General features: G+C 55.6%; 9 protein-coding genes. 2 read left to right on the top strand and 7 right to left on the bottom strand.

All coding sequences use genetic code 11. The features are described 5' to 3' along the window. Window positions 1–77: 77 nt before the first annotated feature. A complete protein-coding gene (locus ABD971_RS08075) occupies window positions 78–1,007 on the bottom strand; it encodes a carbohydrate kinase family protein (RefSeq protein ID WP_345320998.1) in 930 nt (309 codons plus the stop codon). A 299-nt stretch (window positions 1,008–1,306) separates the two neighbouring features. Between ABD971_RS08075 and ABD971_RS08080 the strand changes: the two genes are divergently transcribed. Then, window positions 1,307–3,493: an outer membrane protein assembly factor BamB family protein gene (locus ABD971_RS08080; protein ID WP_345321073.1), complete on the top strand. Its 2,187-nt coding sequence runs from the start codon at window positions 1,307–1,309 to the stop codon at window positions 3,491–3,493. Window positions 3,494–3,893: 400 nt separating this feature from the next. Here the strand turns inward: ABD971_RS08080 and ABD971_RS08085 are convergent, their stop codons facing one another. Both ABD971_RS08085 and ABD971_RS08090 read right to left on the bottom strand, forming a co-directional pair. Further along, window positions 3,894–5,267, bottom strand: a complete 1,374-nt coding sequence (locus tag ABD971_RS08085) for a sulfatase family protein (RefSeq protein WP_345321000.1) — start codon at window positions 5,265–5,267, stop codon at window positions 3,894–3,896. 267 nt (window positions 5,268–5,534) lie between these two features. Beyond that, window positions 5,535–6,704: a Leu/Phe/Val dehydrogenase gene (locus ABD971_RS08090; protein ID WP_345321002.1), complete on the bottom strand. Its 1,170-nt coding sequence runs from the start codon at window positions 6,702–6,704 to the stop codon at window positions 5,535–5,537. A gap of 386 nt (window positions 6,705–7,090) precedes the next feature. Here ABD971_RS08090 and ABD971_RS08095 point away from each other — a divergent pair, with 386 nt between their 5' ends. Continuing rightward, window positions 7,091–8,854 (top strand): DUF885 domain-containing protein, encoded by a 1,764-nt coding sequence (locus ABD971_RS08095; protein ID WP_345321005.1) that lies wholly within the window; start codon window positions 7,091–7,093, stop codon window positions 8,852–8,854. 18 nt (window positions 8,855–8,872) lie between these two features. Here ABD971_RS08095 and ABD971_RS08100 read toward each other — a convergent pair whose 3' ends face one another. From ABD971_RS08100 to ABD971_RS08115, 4 genes are all read right to left on the bottom strand, one after another. Then, a complete protein-coding gene (locus ABD971_RS08100) occupies window positions 8,873–10,054 on the bottom strand; it encodes a substrate-binding domain-containing protein (protein ID WP_345321007.1) in 1,182 nt (393 codons plus the stop codon). A 263-nt stretch (window positions 10,055–10,317) separates the two neighbouring features. After that, on the bottom strand, window positions 10,318–10,782 hold the full coding sequence (locus ABD971_RS08105) for a hypothetical protein (RefSeq protein ID WP_339938395.1): 465 nt from the start codon (window positions 10,780–10,782) through the stop codon (window positions 10,318–10,320). Next, window positions 10,752–11,702 carry an HD-GYP domain-containing protein gene (locus tag ABD971_RS08110; RefSeq protein WP_339938394.1) on the bottom strand — a complete coding sequence of 317 codons (951 nt, stop codon included), beginning with the start codon at window positions 11,700–11,702 and terminating at the stop codon, window positions 10,752–10,754. The genes ABD971_RS08105 and ABD971_RS08110 overlap by 31 nt, the downstream gene beginning before the upstream one ends. A gap of 235 nt (window positions 11,703–11,937) precedes the next feature. Then, window positions 11,938–12,987 (bottom strand): NAD-dependent epimerase/dehydratase family protein, encoded by a 1,050-nt coding sequence (locus ABD971_RS08115; RefSeq protein WP_339938392.1) that lies wholly within the window; start codon window positions 12,985–12,987, stop codon window positions 11,938–11,940. Between the last annotated feature and the right edge of the window lie 69 nt (window positions 12,988–13,056).

Raw genomic sequence — 13,056 nt, forward strand, 5'->3', positions numbered from 1 at the left:
TTTCCATTGCGAATCAGAGGTTTGTCGTCGCTTTCCCATTGTCGCTCGGCTTTCCAAGCCGTTGGCGCGCATCACTCTCATTTCAGCATCGCGGAAACCTGCCTTGCATCAAAGGCAAACGCCCCTAACTCGGTGGCGTTGTGCGCGGCAACCAACGACGCCACTTCCGCACACTTACGCGCCGACCACCCCTGCGACCAAGCGAACAGGAATGCACCGTGATAGGTGTCACCGCAGCCGGTGGTATCACGAACCGCCTCGACCGTGGTGGCCGGTTGATGCCAGGGCGACTGATCGGTCTCGGCAATCCAACTGCCGCGTTCACCGCAAGTCACGCCGACGCAACGCGAGCCGAACTCACGTTGCAGAAACGAGACAAGTTCGCTTGGTGAAACCCCGGCATTCGATTTTGTCTGCGACTTGAAATGTTCCTGTGCAAAATGTTCGGACACGACCAATATGTCACTCGCCCGCACAAGGGGCAGCACCTCGCTGCGGTAGCGGTGAGCTCCGCCATCAAACGAAACCAATGTGCCGTGCTGCTTGGCAATTTCGATCGCTTGCAAACAAGTTCGCAAGTGTCGCCCATTGAGATGAAGAATTTTTGCTGCTGCCACGCCGCGTGCCAGCTCGTCGCTCCATGCCAGCTCAAGGTCGCTGGCAGGCGAAAACACGATCGTCCGTGATGCTGACGCGGCGTTGACCCAAATCGTCGCCACCGAAGCGGTTTGATCCTCGCATTGACGGACACAACTGACATCGACCGACGCGGCACGGAGCGCCGCTAAAATCGACTCGGACATCGGATCAAACCCCAGTAAATCGGCAAACGCGGCACGCCCACCAAGAGCGGCCGCGGTCGCCGTAGCCACCGCGATTCCGCCACCGATCCCGACCGCTCGCTGTTGGGCTCGCACCACCGTTTCCTCGGCTGGGAAACCGTCGACCACCATCACGGCGTCGAGCACCGAGACCCCGATTCCGATCACGTCAAACTGTTTTTGCAATTGAGTTTCCTTGTTTCTTGACTTGCTCCCTTGACACCATCGCGGCTCGCATCAATTATCAATCGTTCTATGACGAAGATGACTGGGCTTGCAAAACGCTTTCCCAAAGCGGCCCCTGTTTGTCCACGCGGCGCTCGCGTGGCGGCTGCAACTGATTCCAGTCGCGTCACTCACCATGTTGTCGGATACCCATTGCTGTGGCTCACTGGCATCTCCTGGACACGTTTGCGTCACGACGCAACCTCGTCCGCTTGCGATCGTTCCCCACCTGCCTCGCCCTTTCCATCACCTTGCTTGCGATGACGCTGGCTGCCCCGCTGGCATCCGCAGCGGACATCGATCCGATGGATTGGCCCAATTGGCGTGGTCCTCAACAAAACAGCTGCTCGTACGAAACCGGGCTGATCGAAAAGTTTAACCCCAAAGGCGGCAAGGGCAGCAACGTTTTGTGGAAAAGTGAAATCGCGGCAGGCATTTCCACGCCGATCGTGATGCACGGACGACTCTACACGATCGTGCGTGATTCACCAGGCACCCGCAAAGACGCCGAAAAGGTGATCTGTCTCGATGCCGTCAGCGGCGAGCTGATTTGGGAGAACATTTACAACGTGTTTCTCTCGGACGTTCCCGCCGAACGCGTTGGATGGTCCAACGTGTGTGGTGACCCCGAGACGAATCAAGTCTATGCGCTCGGTGCGTGTTGCTTGCTGCAGTGCATCGACGGCGAAAGCGGAAAAACGCTCTGGGAACGCTCGCTGAGCGAAGAGTACGGAATGCTTAGCACGTATGGCGGCCGCACGAATTCGCCGGTGCTGTTTGAAAACCTCGTCATCATTAGCGGTGTGACCACCGGATGGGACGAAACCGCCCGCCCGGCTCACCGCTTTTTGGCGTTTGACAAAAACAAAGGCGACTTGGTGTGGATCACCAGCACACGGCCATTGCCCGAAGACACCACCTACAGCACGCCGACAATCGCGGTGATCAACGGCCAACAGGTTTTGGTGACCGGGTCGGGCGACGGCACGATTCATGCAATCCAGCCACGCACCGGCAAGGTGCTTTGGCAAGAACCACTATCGCGCCGCGGTATTAACACCAGCGTCACGGTCGACAACGAAGGCAAGGTGTACGCCAGTCATGGCGAAGAAAATCCCGAAGGGACCGCGATGGGCGCGGTCGTCCGCATTGATGGCGAATTTGCATCGCTCGATTCGGCCTCGGCCGAGCAGTGGCGAACCGAAGAACTAACCGTCGGAAAGAGCTCACCGCTGAAGGTCAACGATCGGATTTACGTGGTCGAGGATTCTTCGCGACTGCATGTTTTGGATAGCGAAACGGGTGAAGCGATTGGCAAGCCGCTCAAACTTGGCACCGCGATGCGAGGCAGTCTGCTGTACGCCGATGGAAAAATTTATGCGTGCACCGCGACGGGCTATTTCTATGTGCTCAAACCGAGCGAAGACGGAGTCGAGACACTGTTCAAAGTTCGGCTACCCAGCGGACATGACGTGGGCGGATCACCGATCGTTTCGCATGGCCGAATCTATCTGCCGACCACCGCAGGGCTATTCTGTCTCGGCGACGAAGAGGTGCAACCAAGCATGGGGCCGGTGGAGCCCGCGGCAGCGGAACGTCCGCTCGGCGAAAATCCTCAACTCGCTCAACTGCAATTGATTCCCGCCGAAGCGATTGTCGAACAAGGCAGCACGCTACCGCTGCAAGTGGTCGCGTTTAATTCGCTCGGTCAACGCCTTGATTCGTTGCCCACCGACTTGACGTTCGAAGTCACTGGCGATGGCGGCACGGTCGATTCCGACGGCGTATTCCACACGTCCGGCCAGAACGCTCATCAAGCCGCCGTCGTCACCGTACGCAGTGGCTCGATTTCGCACCAGGCTCGCTTGCGAGTCATCCCCGAACTGCCATGGGCGTTCGACTTTTCCTCGGGCGAAGTTCCCGTCACTTGGATCGGAGCTCGTTATCGTCACGAAGCCAGGACGATCGACGGAAATCCAATGATGGTCAAAATCACCACGATTCCTAAAGGAACCCGCAGCCAAACCTGGATGGGACCGACCGACTTGAGCGACTACACCGTCACCGCCGACGTCAAAGCGGCCGCAGGAGCATCAAAACTTCCCGATATCGGGCTGATCAACGGACGCTACACGCTTGATTTGATGGGCGAGTCACAACAGCTGCAAATCCGCACCTGGACCGCTCAGTTGCGGATGGCCAAGAGCGTCCCATTGCAATGGCAAGCGGACACTTGGTACACGCTGAAAGTGCAAGCCAAAGTCGAAAATGGCGAAGCGATCATCCATGGCAAAGTGTGGCCGCGTGATCAAGCCGAACCAAGCGAGTGGACGCTGACGGCGACCGATGAAGCCCCGAATCATCACGGCAGTCCTGGACTGTTTGGCAACGCGACCAACGCGGAAATTTTCATTGACAACGTCACGGTCGCCCGCAACGACAACTGATGACCATCGCGTGTGATTCAGCTGTTTTCCAAGCAGGTTAAGGGGCGACATCTCGCGAGGTGATGCCCTGCTTGCTTGGTCCACCAGGGTGGACTCAGTGGGGCTTTCTCCAGCGAGGCAAGATGCCGCTTTCCCCCCCCGGAAAGCGGCTTGTTGTTTTATTGAGCCGCTCGCGCGTCAGCGGCCGGGTCCCACGCACGACCCGGTGCCATACGGCCCACGGCTCACGGCCCACGGCTCACCATCGCGATTAGCATTTGGATTAAATCAACAAGCCGTTCCGCCGTTCCGCTAACGACAAACAGCTTCGCTTGTCGTGGGAAAAAATGCTTCATCGCGTTGCCCGACTTCACCGCGTTGCCCGAATCGATTGCTGCGAGGTTGACGGCCTTGGCCCTCTCTAGCGAGCAGTGGGGGCCAACTTGCCAGCTTGACGCTGGTTGGGAACATACCACTCGTCCAGCAGCGCACTGAGCTGCTGGACTTTTGCTGGATTCGCCTCCGCAAGATTCACCGTTTCTTTCGGATCGTCTTTCAGGTTGTAAAGCTGAGGCTCGGCGTTTTCAGGCGGATACCTCATCGACCCGGTCGCTCCGTCGTAAGTCAGCAAGAGCTTGTCATGGCCTTGGATCACCCAGCGATACAGCAGCGATGCTTGGGGGTTTTCGATGTCGGCGATGTCGTGGGCAAACGATTCGCCGAAAATCGTGTCGCGTTCGATGGCCTCGCCCGACTTCAATTGCGGCAACAGATTCAATCCGGGGAAATCGTGCGGACCTTCTGCTTCGGCGGCCGCTAAAACGGTCGGCACAAAATCAATCGACGAACAAAGTTCGGGACGATCCGCAGGAGGAATTTTTCCAGGCCAGCGGAACATGATCGGCGTTCGCGTGCCGAGCTCGTAGGGACTCCGCTTGGATCGCGGTCCGTAGCCACCGACTTCCTTCTGGATCCAGCCGTTGTCCGTGACGTAGATGACAAGCGTATCGTCGGCAATTCCCGCGTCGTCGATGTGGTCCAGCAGCGTACCGCAGGTTTCGTCGAACCATTCGCACATCGCGTAATACTGAGCGATTCGTTCCTGCACTCCCTTTTTCAAGTACTTGTCAAGAAGCCGAGCCGGCGGATTGTGGGGTGTGTGTGGCATCACCGGTGCGTACCAAAGAAAGAATGGCTTTTCCGCTTCCACGCTGCGATCGATAAATTCAGTGACCGGCTTCATGGTTTCGCGCCCAATCGCCAGCCCCGCATCACCATGTCGTCCGCCCGGATTTGGATACCCCTTGGTCATTCCTTCGGTGAAACCACCGCGCTCAAATGAACCTTCCCACCATTTTCCGCTCTGGAAACTGACGTAACCCTTTTTGGCCAGCCACTGAGGCAAGGCACCGGTGCGGTCAATATGGGTGAGCAGCAGCTCGCGAGCGTCTTTACCCGCCTTTTCGGCGTGAGCTTGGTTTGCGGGTGTGCGGGCGGGGTCGTTTCCGGTCGTCTTGTTCTGATGCGAATAGAGTCCCGTGATCAGTGTCGATAGCGCGGGGCGACACAATGCGGTTGGAACATAGCCACGCCGAAATAACGTGCTCTCCTTGGCGAGCTGGTCAAGATTCGGCGTTTCGATTTCCTCGTGCCCCATGAAACCATAGTCGGTGTACCCCTGGTCGTCGGAGAGGATCAAAACAATGTTCGGCGGTTTGGCGTTGCCGGTTGTCGCGGTTGCAACCACGAAAAGAAGTGGCAGCCGGCGAAGGAGACTATTGATGTGATTCTTCATGTTGACTTGGTGCCTTGGCTGAGATGGAGGATTGGGCCTAGTAAGCAACGAACGTAAAATCAGTGGGATAGGCTTCCGGCCGGTCATTCCAGTGTCGCCAGCCTGGAAGCCTATCTCACTTCAGAACAACGAGCTGTTCAAGTGGATTGTGATCAATCGTTGGCCTTTGATAGAGAGGACTAGATCTTGCTCCCCAGGTTGTCGCCTGCATGCTATGCCGAATCCGCTGGCTTAAAGGCCTTTCATTTAGACCGCTGAATCCGAAATTCACTGCCGAGAAGTGGATGCGCCGAGCCGTTCTTGTGCAATGCGGTCAGCCACTTCGGCGGTTGAAATTTCTTCCGTCTTTGCACGCTGGAAGATTTCCGTCAATGTTTCGCCAATCCGCTCGGTGTGACGCATTGCCTTATCTAGATTGTAACCTTGCTTCTCATAGGAAATGTTGATGATTCCCCCCGCGTTGATCACGTAGTCAGGGGCATAAAGGATATTGCGATCCGTCAACGTCTTGGCCACCGCAGGTTCGGCGAGTTGATTATTCGCAGCCCCCGCAACGATCGCCGATTTTAACCGTAGGGCGGTTTGGGAATTAACGGTGCCACCGAGCGCACATGGGGCAAATACGTCGGCCGTAACATCGTAGATTGCTTCCGGAGCAACCGAAGTCGCGGAAAAATCGGTGCACGCTCGCGTAACATTCGATTGATGAACATCGGTCACGACTAGTTTGGCGCCAGCGTTATACAAATGGCGACACAGCGCGTAGCCAACGTTCCCTACTCCTTGGACGGCCACCGTGACATCGTCGAGTCGAGCCCGCACGTCGTAGGCTCGGCGCTGCTTCAATGCGACAGCAGCCTGGATTCCACAGTAAACACCATATGCCGTGATGGGGGATGGATCACCACTGCTGCCCATGGAGGTCGGCAAACCAACGACGTGCTTGGTTTGCTGACGCACGGAGACCATATTATCGACCGACACTCCGACATCCTCGGCGGTAACGTATTGACCGCCCAAAGAATCGACGAAGCGTCCGAAGGCTTGGAATAAGGCATCCGATTTGTCGCGGCGTGGATCGCCAACGATGACCGCTTTGCCTCCACCTTGCTGGGTATCCGCCACCGCATGCTTGTAGCTCATCCCTTGACTCAATCGCAGCGCGTCAGTCAACGCTTCCTCGTCGCTTGCGTACCGCCACATCCGGCATCCGCCCAGTGCTGGCCCAAGCGACGTGTCGTGAATCGCGATAAAGGCACGTAGCCCGGCCTTGGCGTCCGTACAGGAAATCACAAGCTCGTGGCCGGCGAATCCGGGGATGTCGTGGCAATCAAGGGTTTCAAGTTGGTAGTCAAACTCGACGCAACTGGAGGTGTCCGCAGAGGAGTCCTCTGCCTTCGTCTCGGTATCGGATTTTGTTGTGGTGGAGACTTGCATGACGATTGGCGATTCGCGTGTGCGTTAGGAAAATGGTCTGTAAACGTCTCTTTGTCGAAGCTCGTGCCGCGAACTCGCCCTTCGATGAACCGAGTACACTGTAGGAACACGTCTGCACAGTGAGAACGAACAGTAGATACAACCGATCCCAAATAGGTTCGGGACGAATTGTCATCTTGCTCGTCATGACGGATGGCGATGTCATGACGAATGGCGATCCGTTTGGAAGCGTCCAATTGTTGTGGGAACGCTGTTTCGTGCAACAGTCCTGCGCATTTGCCGAACGGATTGTCGCAAATCACCAACGAGTGATGCGTATGATGCCTCTATCCCAACGTAGTGTCCATCGAAATGGGTGTCCGTTTGAACGACGAAGTGGAATCGACATGACGAAAATTGGCTCGGTGTTACTCGTATCGCTACTGATGGCTTCCGCACTTTTGGCGGACGACTCACAGGCCGATGCGGAGTTTGAACGACTCGGCGAACAATACATTGACCAGTTCGCAGAATTCTCGCCCGTCCAAGCGACTTCCTTGGGCGACCATCGGTTTGATGGGAAGCTTGACGATGTAAGTCAGGCGGCCAGAGATCGAAAGCTCGCGTGGCTCTCTGACTTCGCCAAACGACTTGATGGCATCGATTCGAAACGACTCTCCCGCGGCAATCAAGTCGACCTCGCGTTATTAAAACATTCAATCGAGTACAAACAATGGCAAACCGCGGAACTGCAAGAGTGGAAATGGAATCCACTGATCTATACCGGGATCAGCGGAGATTCGGTCTACAGTTTGATGGCCAGAGATTTCGCGCCGCGTCGTGACCGTCTATTGAACGTCGCCAGCCGCTTGGAGCAGTTCCCGCGATTCTTTGCGCAGGTCCGAGCGATCTTGGATGTTCCGCGAGTGCCGCAGGTGCACGCAAAAACTGCGGTGGCCCAGAATCTAGGCATCTTGAAGTCGATCGACAACTATGTTCGGCCGTTCCTCGATGAGTTGCCACAACCGGATCGTGAAAGAGTTGCAAGTGCTATCCGAACTGCTGAATCGGCGGTTCAAAAGCAGCAACAATGGCTGGAATCCGAGCTGCTTCCTGGTGCGAAAGGTGACTACCGGCTGGGGATCGAGCGCTATCAACAAAAGCTCGCCTTCGCATTGCACTCTCCCTTGCGGCCTCAGGAGATTCGTGATCTTGGCGAGCGGCGGATCGAAGAGCTTCACAACCAGATGTACGCCATCGCAAAGCCGATGTACCAGGATCAATACCCGCTGACGCAGTTCCCCGAGAAACCATCCGATCCATTTCGACGTGCCGTGATTCGGTTTGGACTGGAAAAGGCATATGCAAATGCGCCACAGGCAGACGAGATCGTCCAAACCGCACGACAATCGGTTGCCGCAGCAACCGAATTCCTTCGCCAAAACGATGTGATCACACTCTTCCCCGATCCGCTTGAGATCATCGTGATGCCCGAGTTTCGTCGCGGCGTCTCGCTGGCCTACTGCGACTCGCCCGGGGCGTTGGAAACCGATCAGCCCACGTTTTATGCCGTCTCGCCACCGCCTGCAGACTGGACCGAAAAACAAGTGCTTTCGCATTTGCGCGAATACAACACCCGATCAATCGACGTGCTGACGATCCACGAAGCGATGCCTGGACACTTTCTGCAACTAGCACATGCCAACCGCTACCAAGGCAAGCTGCGTCATCTGTTTCAGTCTGGCGTCTTTGTCGAAGGCTGGGCCGTCTACTCGGAATGGATGATGTGCGAAGAAGGGTTTCGCGACCACGACCCGCTTTTGAAGCTGATCACACTGAAATGGTATCTGCGTGATGTGACCAACGCGTTGCTTGATCTTGCGGTCCATGTGGACGGCGGCTCTCGCAGCGAAGGTATGCGAATGTTGGTAGAGGATGCGTTTCAGGAGGAGCGGGAAGCGGCGGGAAAATGGACTCGCGCCCAAATCACGTCTGCCCAGCTACCCACCTACTTCGTCGGGTATCTGGAACACGTGGCGCTGCGTCGTGAGGCCGAGCAGATGTGGGGCGACCGGTTTAATCTAAAAGTCTATCACGACAAAGTTGTATCGTTTGGTTCTCCGCCACCTCAGTTTGTTCGCGCACTTGTCCTCGACGAACCCATTCCGTGACCACTTGGAATATTGCCATCAAGCTGTTGATGAGATCACATGCGTTTTCCTGAACTGTCCGGGGCTGAGTCCTAGTTCACGCTGAAAAACGGCGCATAGCTGGCTCGAGTCACGAAATCCACTTCGGCGGGCAACCATCTTGATCGAAAGCCCGGATTCGAAGAGTTGTGTTTTCGCCATCTCCAACCGTGCACGAGTGATTTCTTCACCCACCGTGCACAGCACTTCGTGCTTAAACCGCCGTTCGAGCGTTCTTCGCGACAAGCATGCGTGGGTTGCTACGTCGTCCACAGTGATGTGCTCGTGAGCATGGGTGGCGATAAAGTGGAGGCACTTGACGATATCGGGATCCGCCACTCCATAGGCGTCGGACGAACTTCGTTTGACGATCCCGCGAGGCGGCAGCCGGGTCGGACTTTCAGGTGGCTTGCAGCCAGCGATTAGTTGCTCGAGCAACGATGCGGCTTGCACCCCAACTTGTTGGTAACCCACATCAATGCTGGAAAGCTGAGGGCTTGTGTACTCACAGACCAGAGGCTCGTTTTCCATCGAAACGATGGCGATCTCTCGCGGCACTCGCAGTCCATGCTGTTCGCATCGCTGAATGATGAATCGACCGAGCGAATCATCCGACACGCAGACGCCAGTCCGTGGTTCCCATGTGGCCACTAACGCATCAAGCTGATCGGAAAAGGATTGCCAAGCCGCCGCAGATCGAGCATAGGAGTGGTCAAACAGGTCAACGGTGTGCTGGAACGCGATCTCGCGGGCCGATGCGTTGTAGCCAGCGATCTGCAACTGCACACCACGTTGGTCAGTAAATCCTACATAGGCAAGCTTCCGAAACCCGAGCGACAAGAGATGCTGCGTCGCGATTTTCCCGGCTTGGCGCCAATCGGGAAAGACTCCCGGCAGGTTTTCCGCATCCGTATTCAACCAAACATTCACTGCCGGAATCTTGTGCTCTTTCGCTTTGATCGCCAGGGACCGCCCAATGCGTCCAACGAAACCGTCGAACGCCTGGCCGGGGTCATCCAAAAAATCAAAATCCGTCACTGGGATTAGCGTCGTATCCCAGTTGGCTGTGGAGGCTACTTGTTGAATGCCGGCCAACACATCGAGATGCCGACGAAGCGGAGTCTCGACCTCGATCAGGATTGCAATGCGATGCTTCTTGCTCATCGGCTCTGCGTCACTCATTCATCGGGGTGGATTTCAGTCTCGCGTATCGTTACGCATCGCAAAGATCCTTGATCAATCGATCAAACAAGACAGATGCAGACCCGACGCCCCTATCGTATCGACGCAAAACGAGCCTCTGGTCGCTAGGAGATGGGAATGCAGTAACGAATAATTGATCCTAGCAATCATCCCAATGAAAGATATGCTTTAATCGCCACGCAGCGATGTTTCTGCGCATAGTGCGGATGTTCCAGAGCCGCTTGGCGGTGAGGATCACTCGATTAGAGCGTGAATTCCATTTGCATTGAGGCCGATGGCTCAAACGCATCCGCGCTGGGCGAGTACTTATGCAGCAGGATCGTGCCAATTTCGAAGCAAGATTCACCAAGTCGGCGGACTCGGGTGACTCGCACGCGGACCCAGAAAGTGGGCAATACAATACGCAGTTCTTCCTCAGGAAAAAACTGAACGGAACTCAAAAATCCGGCGCCGGTGCGTGAAAAGTCACGGGTATAAATTCCAACCGGATGACTCGGACGCGGACAAAACGGAAGCGTGACTTCCGACCACAGCAGAGCGCGGGTGCGAATGCTAATGCGTTGGTTGCTCCGCTCGTCGGTGGGAAATGAATTCGATGCCTCACCATTGCTGGCGAAGTATTCCGACAATTCCACAGGCAGCTGAATATCCCAGCACACTTGTTCGATCAGTCCGCTTAGGCGCTGAGGATAATCGACTTCCAACATTCCAACACCTCTGGATCGAATGACGCGGAACCCTCACGCTCGAGTATCTCGAGTGCTTTGTGTCGTGTGAGGGGTTTACGGTAAGGACGCTGGCTGGTCAGTGCTTCGAACACGTCCACCACCGCACAGATTTTGGCCCAAGGATGAATTTCAGAGCCCACACATCCCACCGGATATCCGTGCCCATCCATCCGTTCATGGTGCTGGTAGACCATCAACAATTGGCCTTCGTTCAAATCGGTCCGTTTCGCTAACTTGCGAAAGCCTAAACCGGGATGACGCTTCACTTGGCGAAATTCCCAGTCATCTAGCTTGCCGGGCTTGGACAAGATTCGATCATCGATATCAAGTTTGCCAAGATCATGAAGCAGACCGCCGGTCGTGATCTGTTCGACCTCTTCGGCCGAGTACCCCAGCCCGGCGGCCAACATTGCCGAATAGAACGCGACATTTGTTGAGTGGGTAAAGGTTGCGTAATCGTGATGCAGTACGCGGAACATGTCGCTGGCGGCAAATTCGTCTCGCGTAATGATTTCGGCGGTCAAGGCACCAAGTTGGCTGACCGTTGCGACTGCCTCATTAACATCGCGATTGCCGAATGCCGAGCGGAGCGAATCGAGCACGACCTCGTTCAAGGCACCAACCTGCAACTGCGGTGTGATGTTGCTCGATACCAAATCCGCATCCAACAAACGACGCAGATACGATTGATAGCGAGGCCCTGAATCTTTTTCGATATACAGCAAGTGATTCCCGCGATCGCGGAGACGATCGAGATCATCCAGCGTCAGCGGATAGGTAGCGCCGCGATAAAGAACGAATCGACCCGAATCCTGTTCACGCTGAAACAGATCGAGCCCAACCGCACTTGCTGGTAGCAAGGTGGCAACGCTAATCGGTAGAAAGTCCAAAGCGAGCATTCGGAACGCACCTAAAGGTTCATTTCAATAACCTTACGTCAGGTCATTGCCTAAAAACCTAGGACGTACGTTCGCACCCCGCTGGAAGTATCCCCTCTGAAAATTCACTTTTCTTCACTGAGCGAGCGGTGTCTGCCGTCTCTAATCGGCGTAACCCCTACCACACTCGTATTGGGAACAGAGACCTTCACGTTGCACCGCTTCCCGAGTGGAAACAGGTGCAATCAAAGTGATCTCAAGAGACTTTTTGTTCTGCGGATGCAATCATTTGTCGAAGGATTTCTTTCAATGAAACCCTAATATCCCAATCGGGATAATGGGCTCTCAACTTGGACAAATCACTGATGTAACAGATGTGATCTCCTTTTCGATTGTCTTCGGCAAGCGAAAAGTCCAACTTATATCCCCCAATCTCTTCAATTAACGCGATGCACTCCAGCACGCTGGCAGCATTCTCGCGGCCGCCACCGATATTGTAGACCTCGCCCGGACGCGGATTCTTGGCGAACGCTTCGAATGCTTTGACCACGTCACTGCATTCAATTTGATCACGGACTTGTTTTCCCTTGTAACCAAAGATGGTGTAGGGTTTGCCCACCACGGCGACGTGGACGAGGTAGCTGAGAAAGCCGTGTAGCTCGACCCCACTATGGCTGGCGCCCGTCAAACAGCCGCCCCGGAACACGCCAGTTTTCAGCCCAAAGTACTTGCCGTACTCTTGTGCCAACACGTCCGCCGCCGTCTTGGAAGCACCAAACAACGAGTGCATGGTTTGATCAATCCGGCACGATTCGTCGATCCCGTCATAGTCTTCGGGGTTGGCGTATTCCCAACGCGTCTCGAGTTCTTTGAGCGGTAATTCATTCGGCGCGTCACCGTACACCTTGTTCGTGCTCATGTGGCAAAACACGGCGTCCGGAGCGAATTGACGGGTTGCTTCAAGCAGGTTCAGGGTGCCGACCGCGTTGACCTCGAAGTCCAGAAACGGGATCGCCGCCGCTTTGTCGTGCGAAGGTTGTGCAGCGCAGTGAACGACAAGATCGGGGGGCTCGTTTTTAAATAGATCCAGAATCGCATCGCGGTCGCGAATATCGATCGAGACGGTGCGAAAGTTCTTGGTTTCCGACTCCAGCTGACTCTGATTCCAGCGGGTGCTGCCATCGGGACCAAAAAAGGTCGCCCGCATGTCATTGTCGATTCCGATCACTTGGTCGCCTGCTGCGTCCCAATGGCGGACGGCCGCAGAACCGATCAAGCCGCTTGAACCTGTTACCATTACTCTCATGAGATTCTCTGTTCCTGTCGCGAAAATCGAAACCGTGTCGTCGCACGATGCTGTCGTGGCAATATCTTG

Origin of the sequence: Novipirellula rosea, assembly GCF_039541335.1 — a bacterium.
GTDB classification, from domain to species: domain Bacteria; phylum Planctomycetota; class Planctomycetia; order Pirellulales; family Pirellulaceae; genus Novipirellula; species Novipirellula rosea.